The 18,652-nt window shown below is 72.8% G+C and carries 16 protein-coding genes; 9 read left to right on the top strand and 7 right to left on the bottom strand.

Going from position 1 to position 18,652, the window contains the following annotated elements; genetic code table 11:
• Nucleotide 1: 1 nt before the first annotated feature.
• From cydD to hisC, 4 genes are all read right to left on the bottom strand, one after another.
• On the bottom strand, nt 2-3,484 hold the full coding sequence (gene cydD, locus ACFYYN_RS00275; RefSeq protein WP_500544147.1) for a thiol reductant ABC exporter subunit CydD: 3,483 nt from the start codon (nt 3,482-3,484) through the stop codon (nt 2-4).
• Nucleotides 3,485-3,497: 13 nt separating this feature from the next.
• Nucleotides 3,498-4,499 carry a cytochrome d ubiquinol oxidase subunit II gene (cydB, locus tag ACFYYN_RS00280; protein ID WP_500330965.1) on the bottom strand — a complete coding sequence of 334 codons (1,002 nt, stop codon included), beginning with the start codon at nt 4,497-4,499 and terminating at the stop codon, nt 3,498-3,500.
• A gap of 11 nt (nt 4,500-4,510) precedes the next feature.
• Nucleotides 4,511-6,016 (bottom strand): cytochrome ubiquinol oxidase subunit I, encoded by a 1,506-nt coding sequence (locus ACFYYN_RS00285; RefSeq protein WP_500544148.1) that lies wholly within the window; start codon nt 6,014-6,016, stop codon nt 4,511-4,513.
• A gap of 153 nt (nt 6,017-6,169) precedes the next feature.
• On the bottom strand, nt 6,170-7,243 hold the full coding sequence (hisC, locus tag ACFYYN_RS00290) for a histidinol-phosphate transaminase (RefSeq protein WP_500544149.1): 1,074 nt from the start codon (nt 7,241-7,243) through the stop codon (nt 6,170-6,172).
• A 338-nt stretch (nt 7,244-7,581) separates the two neighbouring features.
• Between hisC and ACFYYN_RS00295 the strand changes: the two genes are divergently transcribed.
• The 3 genes from ACFYYN_RS00295 to ACFYYN_RS00305 all read left to right on the top strand — a co-directional run bounded on the left by ACFYYN_RS00295 (nt 7,582) and on the right by ACFYYN_RS00305 (nt 10,910).
• Nucleotides 7,582-8,682: a LacI family DNA-binding transcriptional regulator gene (locus tag ACFYYN_RS00295; RefSeq protein WP_500330959.1), complete on the top strand. Its 1,101-nt coding sequence runs from the start codon at nt 7,582-7,584 to the stop codon at nt 8,680-8,682.
• A gap of 168 nt (nt 8,683-8,850) precedes the next feature.
• Entirely contained in the window at nt 8,851-9,888 is a 1,038-nt protein-coding gene (locus ACFYYN_RS00300) for a metallophosphoesterase (RefSeq protein ID WP_500330958.1), read from the top strand.
• Between the two features lie 161 nt (nt 9,889-10,049).
• On the top strand, nt 10,050-10,910 hold the full coding sequence (locus tag ACFYYN_RS00305; RefSeq protein WP_500544150.1) for a hypothetical protein: 861 nt from the start codon (nt 10,050-10,052) through the stop codon (nt 10,908-10,910).
• A gap of 77 nt (nt 10,911-10,987) precedes the next feature.
• On the opposite strand, the gene thiC is transcribed toward ACFYYN_RS00305, so the two are convergent.
• Nucleotides 10,988-12,733 (bottom strand): phosphomethylpyrimidine synthase ThiC, encoded by a 1,746-nt coding sequence (thiC, locus tag ACFYYN_RS00310; protein ID WP_500544151.1) that lies wholly within the window; start codon nt 12,731-12,733, stop codon nt 10,988-10,990.
• A 181-nt stretch (nt 12,734-12,914) separates the two neighbouring features.
• On the opposite strand from thiC, the gene ACFYYN_RS00315 reads away from it, so the two are divergent.
• The 3 genes from ACFYYN_RS00315 to ACFYYN_RS00325 all read left to right on the top strand — a co-directional run bounded on the left by ACFYYN_RS00315 (nt 12,915) and on the right by ACFYYN_RS00325 (nt 16,029).
• Nucleotides 12,915-14,213: a YibE/F family protein gene (locus ACFYYN_RS00315; protein ID WP_500544152.1), complete on the top strand. Its 1,299-nt coding sequence runs from the start codon at nt 12,915-12,917 to the stop codon at nt 14,211-14,213.
• A gap of 19 nt (nt 14,214-14,232) precedes the next feature.
• A complete protein-coding gene (locus ACFYYN_RS00320) occupies nt 14,233-14,433 on the top strand; it encodes an NfeD C-terminal domain-containing protein (RefSeq protein ID WP_018558188.1) in 201 nt (66 codons plus the stop codon).
• 120 nt (nt 14,434-14,553) lie between these two features.
• Entirely contained in the window at nt 14,554-16,029 is a 1,476-nt protein-coding gene (locus ACFYYN_RS00325; RefSeq protein WP_500544153.1) for a flotillin family protein, read from the top strand.
• 43 nt (nt 16,030-16,072) lie between these two features.
• Here ACFYYN_RS00325 and ACFYYN_RS00330 read toward each other — a convergent pair whose 3' ends face one another.
• Both ACFYYN_RS00330 and ACFYYN_RS00335 read right to left on the bottom strand, forming a co-directional pair.
• Nucleotides 16,073-16,285 carry a DUF5326 family protein gene (locus tag ACFYYN_RS00330; RefSeq protein WP_018558186.1) on the bottom strand — a complete coding sequence of 71 codons (213 nt, stop codon included), beginning with the start codon at nt 16,283-16,285 and terminating at the stop codon, nt 16,073-16,075.
• A gap of 122 nt (nt 16,286-16,407) precedes the next feature.
• Nucleotides 16,408-16,725 (bottom strand): cupin domain-containing protein, encoded by a 318-nt coding sequence (locus tag ACFYYN_RS00335; protein WP_499512925.1) that lies wholly within the window; start codon nt 16,723-16,725, stop codon nt 16,408-16,410.
• 57 nt (nt 16,726-16,782) lie between these two features.
• On the opposite strand from ACFYYN_RS00335, the gene ACFYYN_RS00340 reads away from it, so the two are divergent.
• From ACFYYN_RS00340 to ACFYYN_RS00350, 3 genes are read left to right on the top strand one after another with little or no spacing between them, the layout of a single operon-like run.
• Nucleotides 16,783-17,160, top strand: a complete 378-nt coding sequence (locus ACFYYN_RS00340) for a phage holin family protein (RefSeq protein ID WP_500330947.1) — start codon at nt 16,783-16,785, stop codon at nt 17,158-17,160.
• A 24-nt stretch (nt 17,161-17,184) separates the two neighbouring features.
• Nucleotides 17,185-17,718: a low molecular weight protein-tyrosine-phosphatase gene (locus ACFYYN_RS00345; RefSeq protein WP_500544154.1), complete on the top strand. Its 534-nt coding sequence runs from the start codon at nt 17,185-17,187 to the stop codon at nt 17,716-17,718.
• Nucleotides 17,715-18,590: a fructosamine kinase family protein gene (locus ACFYYN_RS00350; RefSeq protein WP_500544155.1), complete on the top strand. Its 876-nt coding sequence runs from the start codon at nt 17,715-17,717 to the stop codon at nt 18,588-18,590. The genes ACFYYN_RS00345 and ACFYYN_RS00350 overlap by 4 nt, the downstream gene beginning before the upstream one ends.
• Nucleotides 18,591-18,652: the final 62 nt, after the last annotated feature.

The raw sequence follows: 18,652 nt of genomic DNA on the forward strand, positions 1-18,652 counted from the left end.
CCTACGCCGTGATCGACTCCGGCTCGGGCGCGCCCAGTGCGTCGGCCGCACGCTCGCGGTCCAGGCCCCGGCGGAACGGGCCGTCGGCGGCGGCCAGCTCCTGGTGCGTACCGCGCTGCACGACCCGGCCGCGGTCGAGGACGAGGATCTCGTCGACCCCTTCCAGACCGGTGAGGCGGTGGGTGATCAGCACGGTCGTCCGGCCCGTGGTCGCGGCCAGCAGATCGGCGGTCAGGGCGTCGGCGGTGGCCAGGTCGAGGTGTTCCGCGGGCTCATCGAGCACCAGGACGGGGAAGTCGGCGAGCAGCGCCCGGGCCAGCGCCAGCCGCTGGCGCTGGCCGCCGGACAGGCGGGTGCCGTGCTCGCCGACCGGGAGGTCGAGGTCCAGGTCGAGCCGGGCCGCGGCGAGCGCGCCGCGCAGCTCCGCGTCGTCCGCGCCGGGGCGGGCCAGGCGCAGGTTCTCCCGGACCGAGCTGTCGAAGGCGTGCGCGTCCTGGGCGCACAGGCCGACCATGCGGCGCACGGCGTCGCCGTCGAGGGCCGTGGCGTCGGTGCCCGCGAGGGTGTAGGTGCCCGCCTCGACGTCCAGGAAGCGCAGCAGCACGTGGGCGAGGGTCGTCTTGCCCGATCCGGAGGGGCCGACGACCGCGATCCGGCGACCGGGAGTCAGTTCGAGGCCGACGCCGTCCAGCGCGGGCCGGGGCTGCCCCGGATGACGGGCGGTGAGACCGCGCAGCACCAGGGGGTGCGGTCCGGCGGGCACGGGGGCGGGGCGTTCCGGCTCCCGTACGGGCTCGGGGGTGTCGAGCACGTCGTACACGCGCTGCGCCGCCTGCCGGCTGCGCTGCCGGTACTGCGCCGCGAGCGGCATGGCCGCCACCGCCTCGAAGGCCGCGAGCGGGGTGAGCACGACGACCGCGAGCGCGACCCCGGACAGTCCGCCGGCGGCCACCGCCCGCACGCCCGCCCAGGCGCAGAGCGTGACGGTGACTCCGCTGACCAGGGCGCCGAGCCCGGCCCCGAGCGCCGCACCGGCCGCGGAACGCGCCGCGATCCGGGTGAGCACGCGGTCCGTCTCGGCCGCCTTGGCGCGGCGCCCGGGCAGTGCCCCGGCGACGGTCAGTTCGGCGGTGCCGGCGAGCACCTCGACGACCTGGGCCGCGAGTTCACCGCGGGCGGGGGCGAGCGCGCGTTCGGCGCGCCGGGCCAGCGCCGCGGAGACGGCCGGCACGGCCACGCCGGCGGTGAGCAGTCCCACCGCCAGGGCGGCTCCGGCACCGGGCAGCAGCCACGCCGTGAACGCGGCCGCCGCGGTACCGGTGAGCGCGGCGGCGCCCGCGGGGAGCAGCCAGCGCAGGAAGTAGTCCTGCAGGCCGTCCACGTCGGCGACGAGGCGGGAGAGCAGGTCGCCCCGCCGGGTGTCGCGCAGCGCGGCGGGCGCGAGCCGCTCCAGCCGGCGGTACACGGTGACCCTGAGGTCGGCCAGGGCGCGGAAGACGGCGTCGTGCGAGACCAGGCGCTCGGCGTAGCGGAACACCGCCCGGCCGATCCCGAAGGCCCGGGTCGCGGTGACCGCGACCATCAGGTAGAGGACCGGCGGCTGCTGCGAGGCCCGGGATATCAGCCAGGCCGAGGTCGCCATCAGGCCGACGGCGCTCAGCAGCGCGAGGGCGCCGAGCAGCAACGCGAGGGCGAACCGCGGCCGCAGCGGCGACGTGACCCGGCGTACCCGGGTCAGCGGCGCGGAGGTCCTGGCGGCGGAGGGCGCGGCCGGCGCGACGGCGAGGGCCGCGCCGAGGGGTTCGGGGGCACTGACCGTGGCCGCGGCCTGCCGTTCGGCCCTGGCGGGCTGCGCCGCGGTGGACGGCACGGCACGCTCCGGGCGGCCGTCGAGCCGCACCGTGCGGTCCGCCACGGCCAGCAGCGCCGGGCGGTGCACCACGAGCAGCACCGTGCGGCCGGCCGCGAGCCGCCGTACGGCGTCGACCACGGCCGCCTCGGTCTCCCCGTCCAGCGCCGCCGTGGGTTCGTCGAGCAGCAGCAGCGGCCGGTCGGCGAGGAACGCCCGGGCCAGGGCGACGCGTTGCCGCTGTCCGGCGGAGAGCCCGGCGCCGCCCTCCCCGACCACCGTCGCGGGGTCGAGGTCCGGGGCGCCGGCGTCCCGGAGCGCGGCGCGGACCCCAGCCGGGCTCGCGTCCGGCCGGGCCAGCCGTACGTTGTCGGCGACGGTCCCGGCGCAGAGGTACGGCCGCTGGGGGACCCAGGCGATCTGCCGGTGCCAGCCGGCCGGGTCGTGGGCGGCGAGTTCGGTGCCGCCGGCCAGGACCCGTCCCGAGGTCGGCTCGGTGAAGCCGAGCAGCACGGAGAGCAGGGTGCTCTTGCCGATCCCGCTGGGGCCGGTGAGGGCGATCGTCTCGCCGGGGGAGACCCGCAGGGAGACGGCGCCGAGGCGGCCCTGCACGGCGACCCCGTCCAGTTCGACGACCGCGGTCCGCAGGTCGGGGGCCGGGGCCGTACCGCGCCGGGGCGGCGCGGTCTCCAGCACGGCGAAGACCTCGTCGGCGGCGGAGAGCCCCTCGGCGGCCGCGTGGTAGTGGGCTCCCACCTGGCGCAGCGGCAGGTACGCCTCCGGCGCCAGGACGAGGATGACCAGCCCGGTGCGGAGGTCGAGTTCACCGTGGACCAGCCGCATGCCGACACCGACGGCGACCAGGGCGACGGAGATGGTGGAGAGCAGTTCCAGGGCGAAGGAGGAGAGGAAGGTGATGCGCAGCGTCCGCATCGTGGCGCGCCGGTGGTCGGCGGTGATGGCGCGGATGGACTCCGCCTGGGCCTTGGCCCGGCCGAAGACCTTGAGGGTGGGCAGGCCCGCGACGACGTCGAGGAAGTGGCCGGACAACCGGGCGAGCAGTTGCCACTGACGGTCCATGCGGGCCTGGGTGGCCCAGCCGATGAGGACCATGAAGACCGGGATGAGGGGGAGGGTCAGGGCGATGGTGAGCGCCGAGATCCAGTCCTCGGTGACGATGCGGGCGAGGACGGCGGCGGGCACCACGACCGCCAGGCCCAGTTGGGGCAGGTAGCGGGCGAAGTAGCCGTCGAGGGCGTCGACGCCCCGGGTGGCGAGCGTGGTGAGCTCACCGGTCCGGCGCTCGGTGAGCCCCGCCGGGCCCAGTGCGGTGACGTGCTCCAGCAGCCGTGTGCGCAGCCGGGACTTGACCGCGGCGGAGGCGCGGTGGGCGCACAGCTCGGTGAGCCAGGAGACGGCCGCCCGGCCGGCCGCGACGCCGGCGAGCAGCAGCAGGGGGGTGCGCAGCGCTCCGGCGTCGAGACCGTCCTGGAAACCCCCGACGACGATCTCCGCGAGGAGCATCGCCTGCGCGATGACCAGGCCCGCACCGGCGAGACCGAGAAGGACGGAGACGGCGAGGAACACACGGGTCGCGCGGGCGTACCTCAGGAGCCGGGGGTCGACGGGTTTCACGTGAAACAGCTCCTCAGTGCGCTTCGGCGATGTGCTGGGTGCCGATCCGCCTGCGGAACACCCAGTACGTCCAGGCCTGGTAGAGCACGACCAGCGGGGCCGCGATCGCGGCGCACCAGGTCATGATCTTCAGCGTGTACGGGGTCGAGGAGGCGTTCTCCACCGTCAGGCTCCACGCCGGGTCCAGCGTGGAGGGCATGACGTCCGGGAAGAGCACCAGGAAGAACATCGCCACCACGGCGGTGACGGTGACCCCGGAGAAGGCGAACGCCCAGCCCTCGCGGCCCCTCAGGTTGGCGCCCAGCGCGGCGAGCAGCGCGAGCACGGCGACGGCCGCGGCCGCCAGGCTCGCCGTGTTCCCGCCGCTGCCCTGCGTCCAGGCCAGGAAGGCGACCGCGAGCACGGCGGTGACCGCTCCGGCCCGGGTGGCGAAGCGGCGGGCACGGTCGCGGATGTCACCGAGGGTCTTCAGCGCCGCGAAGACCGCGCCGTGGAAGGTGAAGAGGCTGAGCGTGACGAGTCCGCCGAGCAGGGCGTGGGGGCCGAGCAGGTCCAGGACCCCGCCGGTGTACTCGCCGGAGGCGTCGATGTCCACCCCGTGCACGATGTTGGCGAACGCCACGCCCCACAGGAAGGCGGGGAGCAGGGAGGTCCAGAAGATGGCCTGTTCCCAGCCGGTCTGCCAGCGCTCGGTGCTGCGCTTGGCCCGGTACTCGAAGGCCACAACCCGGACGATCAGGCAGAGCAGGATCACCAGCAGCGGCAGGTAGAAGCCCGAGAAGAGGGTGGCGTACCACTCGGGGAAGGCGGCGAAGGTGGCGCCGCCGGCGGTGATCAGCCAGACCTCGTTGCCGTCCCAGACCGGGCCGATGGTGTTGATCAGCACCCGCCGTTCGGGTCGGTCGCGGGCGAGCAGCCGGGTGAGGACGCCGATGCCGAAGTCGAAGCCCTCGAGGAAGAAGTAGCCGGTCCACAGGACGGCGATGATGACGAACCAGACGTCGTGGAGGTGCATGCCGTCTCTCCCTAGTACGAGAAGGCCATCGGGCGGTCGGCGTCGGCGTCGCCGCCGATCTTCGTGGGGGGATGGAGGTCGGCCTCGGTGAGCTCGGGCGGCCCGGCCTTGGCGTACTTGACCAGGAGCTTGACCTCGACGACGGCGAGGACGGCGTAGAGCGCGGTGAGGACGACCAGCGAGGTCAGCATCTCGGCGGTGGAGACGCCGGGGGAGACCGCGTCCTCGGTGCGCAGCAGCCCGTACACGACCCACGGCTGGCGGCCGTTCTCGGTGAAGATCCAGCCCCAGGAGTTGGCGATCAGCGGGAAGCCCATGGTGAGCAGCCCGATCCGCCAGTACCAGCGGGACAGGGCCGGGGAGAGGGCGGTGTCCCTGGTGAGCATCAGGTGCGGTGGCTCGTCGTCGGCGGTGCGCCGGTCCTCGGCGAGCCAGAACCTGCGGCGGGTGAGCCAGAGTCCCGCCAGGCCGACCGCGAAGGAGGTCATGCCGAAGCCGATCATCCAGCGGAAGCCCCAGTAGGCGACCGGGACGTTGGGCCGGTAGTCGCCGGGGCCGTACTTCTCCTGCTCGGCCTTGTTGACGTCGTTGATGCCGGGGACGTACGAGCTGAAGTCGTCGTGGGCGAGGAAGGACAGCAGTCCGGGGACCTCGACGGCCACGGTGTTGTGGCCCTTCTCGACGTCGCCGTACGCGAAGATCGAGAACGGGGCCGGGGACTCGCCGTCCCACAGGGCCTCGGCGGCGGCCATCTTCATCGGCTGCTGCTCGTACATGACCTTGCCCAGCCGGTCGCCGCTGATCGCGGTGAGCAGGCCGGCGACCACGGCGGTGACCAGGGCGAGGCGCAGCGAGGTCCTCATGACCGCGACGTGCCTGCGGCGGGCCAGGTGGTAGGCCGAGATGCCGATCATGAAGGCGGCGCCGGTCAGGAAGGCCGCGGTCAGCGTGTGGAAAACCACGACGAGGGTGGTGTTCTGGGTGAGCACGGCCCAGAAGTCCGTCAGCTCGGCGCGGCCGGTGACCTTGTTGTAGCGATAGCCGACCGGGTGCTGCATCCAGGAGTTGGCGGCGAGGATGAAGTACGCGGACAGGATCGTGCCCAGCGAGACCAGCCAGATGCAGGCCAGGTGGATCTTCTGCGGCAGCTTGTCCCAGCCGAAGATCCACAGGCCGATGAAGGTGGACTCGAAGAAGAAGGCGATGAGCGACTCGAAGGCGAGCGGGGCGCCGAACACGTCGCCGACGAAGCGCGAGTAGTCCGACCAGTTCATGCCGAACTGGAACTCCTGGACCAGGCCGGTGGCCACGCCCATGGCGATGTTGATCAGGAAGAGCTTGCCCCAGAACTTGGTCGCCCGCAGGTACTTCTCCTTGCCCGTGCGCACCCAGGCCGTCTGGAGGCCCGCGGTCAGCGCGGCGAGGGAGATCGTGAGTGGGACGAAGAGGTAGTGGTAGACGGTCGTGATGCCGAATTGCCATCGCGCGACGGCCACGGAGTCCAGTGCCAGGTCCACGCCACGCCTCCTATCTTGCCGAGCTTGTGAAAGTGAACGCATTCACAAGCTCAGTATGCCGCACACGTTTTCGCCCCCTCACACCGGGGGGTGGGAGGGGGCGAAAAGGGCGCCACGACGCCCCGTGGAACCCGGGACGGCGCGCGGGGCCGGCTACAACTCCTTGCGGAAGGCCTCGGCCGTACGGAGCAGGACGTCGTTGGCGGCGTCCTCGCCGACCGTGATCCGCACGCCCTCCCCCGCGAACGGACGGACGGTGACGCCGGCCCGCTCACAGGCCGCGGCGAAGTCGGCCGTGCGCTCCCCCAGCCGCAGCCACACGAAGTTGGCGTGGGTCTCCGGCACCGTCCAGCCCTGCGCCGTCAGCCCGTCGAAGACCCGGGCCCGCTCGGTCACCAGTGCGTCGACCCGCTCCAGCAGCGCCGCCTCCGCGCGCAGCGAGGCCACCGCCGCGTCCTGGGCGAGCTGGCTCACCCCGAAGGGGACGGCCGTCTTGCGCAGCGCCGCCGCGACCGGCTCGTGCGCGATCGCGAACCCCACGCGCAGCCCGGCGAGCCCGTACGCCTTGGAGAAGGTGCGCAGCACCGCCACGTTGGGACGGTCGCGGTAGACCTCGACGCCGTCCGGGACCTCGGGATCGCGGATGAACTCCTTGTACGCCTCGTCCAGCACGACCAGCACGTCCGAGGGGACGCGGTCCAGGAAGCGCTCCAGCGCGGCCCGGCGGACCACCGTGCCGGTGGGGTTGTTGGGGTTGCAGACGAAGACCAGCCGCGTCCGGTCGGTGATCGCCCCGGCCATCGCGTCCAGGTCGTGGGTCTCGTCCGCGTCCAGCGGCACCGGCACCGAGGCCGCTCCGCTGATCTGCGTGATGATCGGATAGGCCTCGAAGGACCGCCAGGCGTAGATGACCTCGTCACCCGGTCCGGCGGTCGACTGCAGCAGCTGCTGCGCGACCCCGACCGAGCCGGTGCCGGTGGCGATGTGCTCCACCGGCACGCCGAAGCGGTGCGCCAGCTCGCCGTGAAGGGCCGTGCACGCCATGTCCGGGTAGCGGTTGAAGTTCTCCGCGGCGGCGGTGGCCGCCTCCAGGACACCGGGCAGCGGCGCGTAGGGGTTCTCGTTGGAGGACAGCTTGTAAGCGGTCACTCCCTCTTCCACGGCCGGGGGTCTGCCCGGCTTGTACGTGGGGATGCCGTCCAGTTCGCGGCGCAGTTTGGGGCTCATGCCCCACACCATACGAGCGGCCGCCCGGCCGGGGGAGGCCCTGCGACCCACGGGCGCGCGGCAGGGGCTCGCGGCGGACGCAGCAGGCGGTGCGACGCACTGCGCGCCGGTGGCGCGCGCGGTGGCGCGCATCCCTCGAAGGGGTGAGTTGATGCACGTCCACACCGCGGGCGGCGGGGCGGACGGGACCCCGTGACGGGCCCGTGACCCGTGGTAGCCACCCGCCGCCACCTGCGCTTTCCCGGCCACGCCCGGCAGCGTGTGCGGGGAAACGTCTCTGTCAACGCCTTCTCCGGCACCCCGCGAAAGGACCACCCGACCCCTACTATCACCACGCCATGACAGCAGCAGGGAACCACCAGGCGAGCCGGCCCGCCGGACGCCGGCTGGAGCGGGCCGGCATCAGGGACGTGGCCGCCGCGGCCGGCGTCTCGATCACCACTGTCTCCGACGCGCTCAACGGCAAGGGCCGACTGCCCGACGCCACCCGCCGTCACGTCCGTGAGGTCGCCGACCGGCTGGGGTACCGCCCCTCCGCCGCCGCCCGCACGCTGCGCACCGGGAGGTCGGGGCTGATCGGCCTGACCGTGACGACGTACGGCGAAGAACCCTTCACCTTCACGGAGTTCGCCTACTTCGCCGAGATGGCCCGGGCCGCCACCTCCGCCGCGCTCGCCCGCGGCTACGCCCTGGTCATCCTGCCCGCCTCCTCCCGGCACGACGTGTGGAGCAACGTCGCGCTGGACGGCACGGTGGTGATCGACCCCTCCGACCACGACCCGATGGTCACCGAGCTGGTGCGGCAGGGCATCCCCGTGGTCAGCGACGGCCGCCCGGCCGGCAGCCTGCCCGTCCAGGCCTGGGTCGACAACGACCACGAGGCCGCCGTGCTCGGCATCCTGGAGCACCTCGCCGAGGCCGGGGCCCGCAGGATCGGCCTGCTCACCGGGACCAGCACCGACACCTACACCCGCCTGTCCACCACCGCCTACCTCAACTGGTGCGAGCGGATCGGCCAGGAACCCGTCGTCGAGGCCTACCCCGCCCACGACCCGTGCGCCGGCGCCGTCGCCGCCGACCGCCTGCTCGCCCGCCCCGACCGCCCCGACGCGGTCTACGGCCTCTTCGACCCCAACGGCACCGACCTGCTCGCCGCCGCCCGCCGCTACGGGCTGCGCGTGCCCGACGACCTCCTGCTGGTCTGCTGCAGCGAGAGCATGGTCTACGCGACGACCGAGCCCCCGATCACCACGCTCTCCCTCAAACCGGGCCGGATCGGCACCGCGGTCGTCCAGTTGCTCATCGACGCCATCGAGGGGGTTGACGCGGGCCGCCCGGTGCAGCAGGTCATGCCGACCGACCTGATCGTCCGCACCTCCTCCCAGCGGCGCTCGCCGCGCACCACCGTCAGCCCGCCCCGCGGGCCCGCGGGAGGATAGGAACCGGTGCCTCCGGGGCGAGAACGGTCCACCCCGTGCGGATTTGTCCGCACCGGATGAAATCGCTATCAGCAGGTGTGTCACGCCACGACATCGTCATTCCTATGATGGGCGGATGGTGGCGCGACGGTGGAGGGGTCGATGACTCAGGGGGCAGGTCAGGGACCCATGCCCGGTACCTCGTACGGCTGGTCTCAGGACCCCGCGGAGGTGGTGGCGCACGGTGCGCCCATGACGCCGTCGGCGCACCCCGCCGATGCCGTCGGGGCCCCACCCGGCTACCCGGCCGGGCACGAACCGACCATGATCGACGAGCGGATGATGCCGCCGGAGTACACGCCCACGCAGCACGACCTCCCGGTGGTCACCGCGACCGACCCCCAGGCACTGGGCCCGCTCTACGTCGTCGGCGACGTCCACGGCTACCTGGACCGGCTGCGCGAGGCCCTGTACGCGACCGGGCTGATCGACTCCGAGGGCCACTGGGCGGCCGGCAACGCCCGCCTGTGGTTCCTCGGCGACTTCACCGACCGCGGCCCCGACGGCATCGGCGTGATCGAGCTCGTCATGCAGCTGTCCGCGGAGGCCGCCGCGGCCGGCGGCTACACCAGGGCCCTCATGGGCAACCACGAACTGCTGCTGCTCGGTGCCCACCGCTTCGGCGACACCCCGGTGAACTCCGCCGCCGGCACCGCCTCCTTCCTCGCCGCCTGGCGCCTCAACGGCGGCCAGACCACCGACATGGAGCGGCTGCAGGACCACCACGTCGCCTGGATGTCCCGGCTGGACGCGGCCGCCCTCACCGACGGCCACCTGCTGCTGCACTCCGACACCACCGCGTACCTGGAGTACGGCGGCACCATCGACGCCATGAACGACGCCGTCACCGGCATCCTGCAGCGCGGCGACGCCGACGAGTGCTGGGAGCTGTTCCGCAAGTTCACCCGGCGCTTCGCCTTCCGCGGCGAGTCGGGACCGGAGGCCGCCCGCGAACTGCTCGACACCTACGGCGGCCACCGCGTCGTGCACGGCCACAGCCCCATCCCGTACCTGCTCGGCGAGCCCGGCGGGGAGCTCGGCGCCGAGCAGCCGGACCGGTCCGCCGTCATCGAGGGGCCGCACGTGTACGCGGACGACCTGGCGGTGGCCATGGACGGCGGAGTGACCATGGACGGCAAACTCCTGGTCGCACAGCTGCCGTTGTAGTCCCCGAAACCCCCATTTTCCGGAAACACTCTGTCACCGCGTCACCTCCGCGCTCTACCATCGGGATATCCGTAGGCAGCTTCTCCTCCGCTTCCGCCCAGCCGGACCGGACCTCAGTCCTTCGTGAACTCCGGGCGGCACCGGAGACGGAGCATCGGGGGATGCACATGAACAGCGCTCCACACCTGCTGACCGAGGACCGCCCGGAGTTCGAGCGCGCCCTCGACACGGCTCTGCACTCGGAGGGCACGCGGGCCGCCCTCGCCGACCCGCGCAGCCGCATCAACGCCGAGCAGTTGCGCACCATGGCGCTCAACGCGGCCGGGCCCATCTCCGCCTGCGCCGCGCCCGAGTACGAGCAGTTCGTCAAGGTCCGCGAGGCCCTCGCGGAGCAACGCCGCGAGGCAGGCACCGCGGCCGTGCCGGGCATCGGCTACGCGGCCGCGGCGGCCCCGGTCGCCGCCGACGGCTCGGGGGCCGGGCTGTTCGCCGTCGTCGCCGTGCTCACGCCGATCCTGGCGGGCACGGCCGCCGTCATCTTCCTCGTGCTCGGGTACGCCCTGCGCTTCGGGCACCCCGAACCGGCGATCGCCCAGCCGCTGCGGCAGGCCGGCTGGCTCTTCGCGGCCGTCGCCGCCTGCGGCGTCATCATCGGCATGGTCGGACTGCTGCTCACCGCGCTGCGCAACGGCTCGACCGCCCTCCACGACCCTCCCGACGACGAGTCACGTGACGTCGCGCTCGCCCGCGAGCTGTGGCGCCGGGCCCTGGTGGAGCGGGGGCTGCAGCCCTTCCTCGACGACGCCCTCGCCAAGGCCGCCGGCGCCGCCCCGACCGCCCCCACCGTGAGCCCCGGCGGCGGCACCGCCCGGATGCCACGCCTCGGCTACTCCCGCCCCGACTTCTCCAGCCCCGGCCCCGAGTCGTCCCCCGAACCCGGGGACCGCTTCACGAGCCCCGACTTCACCAGCCCCGACTTCTCCAGCCCCGACTTCGGCGGCCCGGACCACACCCCGGACTGACGGGACGTCGACTTCGACGACGACGCGGAGACGCACCGCCGGCAGCCCGTCAGGACGGGCTGCCGGCGGATACCGGGTCAGTCGGCGACCGGGAGGTAGACGCGGTTGCCCGAGGCGGCGAACTCGCGGGACTTCTCCGCCATGCCGGCCTCGATCTCCTCGGGCGTACCGCCGTGCTGGCGGCGGATGTCCTGGGAGATCTTCATCGAGCAGAACTTCGGCCCGCACATGGAGCAGAAGTGCGCGGTCTTGGCCGGCTCCGCCGGCAGCGTCTCGTCGTGGAAGGCCCGCGCCGTGTCCGGGTCGAGGGCCAGGTTGAACTGGTCCTCCCAGCGGAACTCGAAGCGGGCGTCGGACAGGGCGTCGTCCCACTCCTGGGCGCCGGGGTGGCCCTTGGCGAGGTCGGCGGCGTGGGCGGCGATCTTGTAGGTGATGACGCCGGTCTTGACGTCGTCGCGGTCGGGCAGGCCCAGGTGCTCCTTGGGGGTGACGTAGCAGAGCATGGCCGTGCCCCACCAGGCGATCATCGCGGCGCCGATGCCGGAGGTGATGTGGTCGTAGGCGGGCGCGATGTCGGTGGTGAGCGGGCCGAGGGTGTAGAACGGCGCCTCCTCGCAGATCTCCTGCTGGAGGTCGATGTTCTCCTTGATCTTGTGCATGGGGACGTGCCCCGGCCCCTCGATCATCGTCTGCACGCCGTGCCGCTTGGCGACGGTGTTGAGTTCGCCGAGCGTGCGCAGCTCCGCGAACTGGGCCTCGTCGTTGGCGTCCGCGATCGAGCCGGGACGCAGGCCGTCGCCCAGGGAGTAGGTGACGTCGTAGGCGGCGAGGATCTCGCAGAGCTCCTCGAAGTTCTCGTAGAGGAAGCTCTCCTGGTGGTGCGCCAGGCACCAGGCCGCCATGATCGACCCGCCGCGGGAGACGATGCCCGTCTTGCGGCGCGCGGTCAGCGGGACGTACCGCAGCAGCACGCCGGCGTGGACGGTCATGTAGTCGACGCCCTGCTCGGCCTGCTCGATGACGGTGTCCTTGTAGATCTCCCAGGTCAGTTCCTCGGCTTTGCCGTCGACCTTCTCCAGGGCCTGGTAGAGGGGGACCGTGCCGATGGGGACGGGGGAGTTGCGCAGCACCCACTCGCGTGTGGTGTGGATGTTGCGGCCGGTGGAGAGGTCCATGACCGTGTCGGCGCCCCAGCGGGTGGCCCAGGTCATCTTGTCCACCTCCTCCTCGATGGAGGAGGTGACGGCCGAGTTGCCGATGTTGGCGTTGACCTTCACCAGGAACCGCTTGCCGATGACCATCGGCTCGATCTCCGGGTGGTTGACGTTCGCCGGCAGGACGGCGCGTCCCGCCGCGATCTCCTCGCGGACGACCTCGGGGGAGACGCCCTCGCGGAGCGCGACGTACTCCATCTCCGGGGTGACCTCACCCCGCCGCGCGTACGCCAGCTGGGTCACCGGCTGTCCCGGCCGGCCGCGCCGGGGGAGGCGGGGGCGGCCGGGGAAGACGGCGTCCAGGTTGCGCAGGCCGTCGCGCGGTGAGGTGTGCTTGAGGCCGTCGTCCTCGGGGCGGACGGGGCGGCCGGGGTACTCCTCGGTGTCGCCGCGGGCGACGATCCAGTTCTCCCGCAGCGGCGGGAGGCCGCGGCGGACGTCGGTGGTGACGTTCGGGTCGGTGTACGGGCCGGAGGTGTCGTACAGCGTCACGTCCCGGCCGTTGGTGAGGTGCACCCGGCGGACGGGGACCGCGATGTCCGGGCGGGACCCGGTCACGTACCCCTTGTGCCAGCCGATTTCGCGCGCGCGTGCATCCTGCATGGTCATGAGACCCACTCCCTACGCCGGCATTACCCGGTAACAGGTTCAGCGGTCGGCGCAGCTGGTGGCCCCTCGGCCGGTCAGCGCCCTCTCAGCCCGGTGCTCCGAGCTCCCGCGTTTGCAAAGGTGCCTCAACGCTAGCGGGTCCTCGCTGACGCACACCAGGGGGTGTTGCGATGATCGGGCGGTGGACTCCACTCACCCGCACGCGCACGGCCATGGTCACGGACACGGTCACGGCCCGGTGCCACCGGTCTCCCGGCACCTGCGCAAGGTCATCGCCGCCGTCCTCGTCCCCTTCGTCGCGGCCGTGGTGGCCGGCCTGGTGGTGCTGTGGCCGGGCGGTGTGCCGGAGCACGACCGCACCGGCGTCGGCTTCGACCAGCAGACGCAGTCCGGACGGGTGGTGAAGGTCGAGGACGTCAAGTGCTCGGAGGTCAACGCCGAACCGGGCGTCGGCGCCGCTCCCTCCCCCGGGCCCTCGGCGGCGCCGTCCGGCCCGGCGATCTGCCAGCGGGCGACCATCGAGGTCACCTCGGGCAAGGACGCGGGCCGCACCTTCACCGAGATCGTGCAGCCGACCCAGACCCGGCACTACACGAAGGACCAGAAGGTGCTGCTGGCGTACGCGCCCCAGGCGCCGCGCGAACTGCAGTACTCGGTGACCGACCTCGACCGGGCGTTCCCCCTGTGGCTGCTGGCCGGGATCTTCGCCACGGTGGTGGTCGTGGTCGGGCGGCTGCGCGGGATCCTGGCGCTGGCCGCGCTGGTCATCAGCTTCGCCGTGCTGACGCTGTTCATCCTCCCGGCGATCCTGCACGGCAGCAATCCGCTCCTGGTGGCGGTGGTCGGCGGCAGCGCCATCATGCTGATCGCGCTCTACATGTGCCACGGCCTGAACGCCCGTACCTCGGTGGCGGTCCTGGGCACCTTGTGCTCGCTGCTGCTGATCGGCGTCCTGGGCTCGGTCTTCATCGACTGGGCGCTGCTCAGCGGCAACACCTCGGACGAGACGGGGCTGATTCACTCCCTCTACCCGGACATCGAGATCCGCGGTCTGCTGCTGGCCGGCATCATCATCGGTTCGCTGGGCGTCCTGGACGACGTGACGGTCACCCAGACCTCGGCCGTGTGGGAGCTGCGGGAGGCGAACCCGTCCGCCGGCCCGCGGCAGTTGTACTCGGCGGCGATGCGCATCGGCCGCGACCACATCGCCTCGGTCGTCAACACCCTGGTGCTTGCGTACGCGGGTGCGGCGCTGCCGCTGCTGCTGCTCTTCTCCATCGCGGAGCGCGGGGTGCTGGCGGTGGCGGGCAGCGAGCTGGTCGCCGAGGAGATCGTGCGCACCCTGGTGGGCAGCATCGGCCTGGTGGTGGCGGTGCCGTTGACGACGGCACTGGCCGCGCTGGTGGTGTCGGCGGACCGCGGCAGCGGCGACACTGTTCCCACGGGCACCGGTCGCGGGCACCGGCGCCGCGCCAAGTGAGCCGGGAGGGGCGGGGGACGTGGTCGGACTGCAGGGCCGGGTGACCGGGACGGTCGGGCCGGGGCTGGTCGGCGAGGTGATCGTGCACGTGCGGGGCGGTGCGGAGGCGTTCCTGGCGTACCCGGCGACCGCCGGGGAGCGCATCGAGAAAGGCACGGTCGTGGTGGTGGTGGAGCACCTGCCGCCGCGCACCGTGTACGTGGCGCCCGCGTACGGCTGAGCGGATCGCTCCGCTCCGCGTCAAGAAAGCGACAAGGATCCGCCAGGACCTACCCGACCGTCACCCACAGGCGCACACTCCCGTACGCGGCCCCGATCGGGGCCATTCGTAAGGGGGCGTATGCCGATGCTCATCGGCGTTGCGGCGGGCGGGGCGCTCGTCGCGGTCATCATCCTGATCGGCCTGTTCCGGCTCATGTGGCGGGTCGCCGAGCCCAACGAGGCACTGGTCATCTCCGGTTCCAAGCACCGTACGGACGGTGTGGGGGAGGGCATGGGGTTCCGCATCGTCACGGGGCGGGGGACCCTGGTCCTGCCCGGCGTGCAGGCGGTGCGCAGGCTCTCGCTCGACCTCAACGAGGCCGAGCTGAACGTGGACTGCGTCACCCAGCAGGGCATCCCGCTGAAGGTGCACGGCGTGGTCATCTTCAAGGTCGGCGACGACATGGTCTCCATCGCCAACGCGGCACGACGCTTCCTGGACCAGCAGAAGTTCATGCCCGAGCGGGTGCACAACGTCTTCGCCGGTCATCTGCGCTCCATCGTGGGCGGGCTGACGGTGGAGCAGATGATCCGGGACCGGGAGCGGCTCACCGCCGAGACCCGGGCCGCCTCGGGCTCGGAGATGGAGAAGCTCGGTCTGATCATCGACTCGCTGCAGATCCACGAGATCGTCGACCCGACCGGGTACATCAACAACCTGGCCGCTCCGCACGCCGCGGCCGTCCAGCGTGACGCGCGCATCGCGCAGGCGGAGGCGGACCGGCTGGCCACCGAGGCCGAGCAGCAGGCCGCGGCCCGCATGGCGGAGGCGACCCGGGACAGCCAGATCCTGCAGGCCGGTTACATGGCCGAGCGGGACAAAGCCACCGCGTCCTCCCGGCAGGCGGGCCCGCTCGCGGAGGCGGCGGCCCGGCAGGAGGTCGTCGTCCAGGAGACCCGGGTCGCCGAACTGGAGGCGCAGCGGCGCGAACAGCAGCTGCAGGCGGACGTCCGCAAGCCGGCGGACGCCTCCGCGTACGAGAAGCGGACGCTGGCCGAGGCCGAGCGCGACGCGCGCATCTCGGCGGCCGAGGCGAAGGCCCGCGAGACGGAACTGGCCGCCATCGCCGAGGCGAACCGCGTCAAGACGGCCGCGGCGGCGCAGGCGGAGCAGACCAGGGTCGGCGGTGAGGCGGCCGCAGCGGCCACCCGGGCCACAGGTGAGGCCGAGGCCGCCGCGACCCAGGCACGGGGTCTGGCGGAGGCCGAGGCCGCGAAGGCCAAGGGCCTGGCCGAGGCCGAGTCGATCAAGGCGCGGGCCGCGGCCCTGGCGGAGAACCAGGAGGCGGTCGTCGCCCAGCAGCTGGCCGAGAACTGGCCGGAGATCGTCCGGGCGGGCGCCGAGGCCTTCGGCAACGTGGACCACATGGTGCTGCTGAACGGCGCCGACGGGATGTCGGAGATGTTCGCCAAGGCGCTGACCATGGGTGGTACGGGCCTGGGCCTGGCCCGTCAGCTGCTCGCCCAGATGAACGGCGCGACCGGCGCCGGCGGCAACGCCTCACCGAACGGTGCGGCGCCGCGGGGCCCGGAGCGCGTGCGGCTCCAGGACTGAGCGGCGCACCTCCCGTGGGGCCCGGTGACCGGGCCCCACGGGGTCACCACTTGTCGCGGGAGTCGGACGAGGACGAGGTGAACTTCTTGACCACGTACACCAGACCGCCGACCAGTGCCACGAAGACCAGCACCTTGAACAGCAGCCAGAACAGGAACCCGATCGCGCTGGCGATCATGCCGCCGAAGACCACGATCGCGATCACCGGCACCGCGACCCACTTGACCCACCAGGGCAGGCCCTCGAAGAGCTTCACCGTTTCCTCCTCCTTGTCGTCCTTCCGCTCCCAGGCTAGGGCCGCGGCGGCCCCCTGCGGAGGCCTCGCGGTCCCCATCCGTCCCTGACCCTCCCCCTACGGGAACCCGGGGGCGAAGGCCCTCACGCCTCGGGGGGCGAGAAGACCACCATGACGTTCAGGTCCTCGGTGACGTGGTGGAAGCGGTGCGGCGTCCCGGCCGGGACGTAGACCACGCTGCCGCGTGCGACGTGCGTCGTCTCCTCCCCCACGGTGATCAGCGCCCGGCCGCTCACGACCAGGTAGATCTCGTCCTGCGCGTGCGGTTTCTGCGGGTCGAGCTCTCCGGCCCGCAGGGCGTAGAGCCCGGCGGACATGTTCCGCTCGCGCAGGAAGCCGAGGTACGCGCCCTCGTTGGCGGCCCGCTCGGCCTCCAGGTCGTCCAGCCGGAACACCTTCACTTACCCGCTCCCTCTCGCCCCTGTGCCTGTGGGATCACTTCTGCGACGATCTCAGCCATGATGAACTTCGTCGTCAAGACGCTCGCGAACGCCGGGGCCCTGCTGGTGGCCATCTGGCTCGTGGGCAACATCACGCTCACCGGTGACGACACCGCGCACAAGGCCCTCACCCTCATCCTCGTCGCCCTGGTCTTCGGCGTGGTGAACTGGCTGGTGAAGCCGCTGGTGAAACTGCTCTCGCTGCCCCTGCTCGTGCTCACCCTCGGGTTGTTCACGCTGATCGTCAACGCCCTGATGCTGCTGCTCACCTCCTGGATCTCCGGCGAGCTCGACCTGGACTTCCACGTCGAGGGCTTCTGGGCGGCGTTCCTCGGCGGTCTGATCATCAGCATCGTCTCCTGGGCCCTGAACATGGTCCTGCCGGACGAGGACTGACCCCGGGGCTGCATCATGGAGCCCATGAGCGCTCCGTCCTCCCGCACGCCGCTGCGGGTGTGCTTCGTGTGCACCGGCAACATCTGCCGTTCGCCGATGGCCGAGTCCGTCTTCCGCGCCCGTGTCGAGGAGGCCGGACTCGGCGCCCTGGTCGTCGCGGACAGCGCGGGGACCGGCTCCTGGCACGAGGGCGACGGCGCCGACCACCGCACCGTGGCCGTGCTCCGCGCGGCCGGGTACGGGCACGAGCACATCGCGCGCCAGTTCCAGCCCGAGTGGTTCGCCGGGCTCGACCTGGTGATCGCCCTCGACTCCGGCCACCTGCGGGACCTGCGCCAGCTGGCGCCGACCGCGGAGGACGCCGCCAAGGTGCGGCTGCTGCGCTCCTACGACCCCGGCGCGGACGCCGGGGCGGACGGCCGTGGCCTGGACGTGCCCGACCCCTACTACGGGGACATCGGCGGCTTCGAGGAGTGCCTGGAGATGTGCGAGGCCGCCGCCGACGGCCTGCTGGAGGCCGTACGCGACACCCTCGGCGAGCCCGCGCGCACGCCGTGACCCGTCCGGCCCGACCCGCGGACCGGGTCGCCGCCCTGCTGGGCGAGCCGGTGACCGAGCTCGGCCCGGTGGGCGGCGGCTCCATCTGCCGGGCGGTACGGCTGCGGCGCCGCTCGGGCGGCACGGTCTTCGCCAAGTCCCTCGCGGACGCGCCGCCGGGCTTCTTCGCCGCCGAGGCCGCGGGCCTGCGGCTGCTGGGCGGGACCGGCACGGTCGCCGTACCGGAGGTGCTCGCCGCCGACGACGACACGCTCGTCCTGGAGTGGGTCGAGCCCGGCCCCGCCACCCCGGCCGCCGCCGAGCGCCTGGGCCGTGAACTCGCCGCCCTCCACCGGGTGCCCGCCCCGGGGTACGGGACGGCGCACCCCGCCTACATCGGTTCGCTCCCGCTCCCCCTGCCGTCGCCCGGCTCCCCCGGGGACTGGCCCTCCTTCCACGCCGGCCGGCGGCTGCTGCCCTTCCTGCGGCAGGCCGCCGACGACGGGGCCGTGACACCGGCCGACGTCCGCGCGGTCGAGCGGGTCTGCGAGCTGCTGCCGCGGATCGGCGGCCCCCCGCAACCGCCCGCGGTGATCCACGGCGACCTGTGGTCCGGCAACGTCCTGTTCGCCGCCGACGGCCGCGCCCGCGTCGTCGACCCGGCGGCGCAGGGCGGGCACCCCGAGGCCGACCTGGCGATGCTGGAGCTGTTCGGCTGCCCGCACCTGGAGCGGGTGCTCGCCGCGTACGAGGAGGTCCGGCCGCTGCCCGGCCGCCGGGAACGGGTGCCGCTGCACCAGTTGCACCCCCTGCTGGTGCACGCCGTCCTGTTCGGGGCGGGCTACGGGGCCGCCGCGGGCCGGGCCGCCCGTGAGGCCCTCGCGTCCGCCTAGCGGACGGCCGTGTTCGTTGGCCCGTACACCGGTATCTTCCGCCTGTACGTTCGCGAAGACGG

The sequence above is a fragment of the Streptomyces sp. NPDC001902 genome (assembly GCF_042891295.1).
Classification (GTDB): domain Bacteria; phylum Actinomycetota; class Actinomycetes; order Streptomycetales; family Streptomycetaceae; genus Actinacidiphila.

Excerpts from the sequence above, each read along its gene's own strand:
- cydB (WP_500330965.1), bottom strand. The coding sequence starts at position 4,499 with ATGCACCTCCACGACGTCTGGTTCGTCATCATCGCCGTCCTGTGGACC.
- hisC (WP_500544149.1), bottom strand. The coding sequence starts at position 7,243 with ATGAGCCCCAAACTGCGCCGCGAACTGGACGGCATCCCCACGTACAAG.
- ACFYYN_RS00295 (WP_500330959.1), top strand. The coding sequence starts at position 7,582 with ATGACAGCAGCAGGGAACCACCAGGCGAGCCGGCCCGCCGGACGCCGG.
- ACFYYN_RS00300 (WP_500330958.1), top strand. The coding sequence starts at position 8,851 with ATGCCCGGTACCTCGTACGGCTGGTCTCAGGACCCCGCGGAGGTGGTG.
- ACFYYN_RS00305 (WP_500544150.1), top strand. The coding sequence starts at position 10,050 with ATGCACATGAACAGCGCTCCACACCTGCTGACCGAGGACCGCCCGGAG.
- thiC (WP_500544151.1), bottom strand. The coding sequence starts at position 12,733 with ATGACCATGCAGGATGCACGCGCGCGCGAAATCGGCTGGCACAAGGGG.
- ACFYYN_RS00325 (WP_500544153.1), top strand. The coding sequence starts at position 14,554 with ATGCCGATGCTCATCGGCGTTGCGGCGGGCGGGGCGCTCGTCGCGGTC.
- ACFYYN_RS00340 (WP_500330947.1), top strand. The coding sequence starts at position 16,783 with ATGATGAACTTCGTCGTCAAGACGCTCGCGAACGCCGGGGCCCTGCTG.
- ACFYYN_RS00345 (WP_500544154.1), top strand. The coding sequence starts at position 17,185 with ATGAGCGCTCCGTCCTCCCGCACGCCGCTGCGGGTGTGCTTCGTGTGC.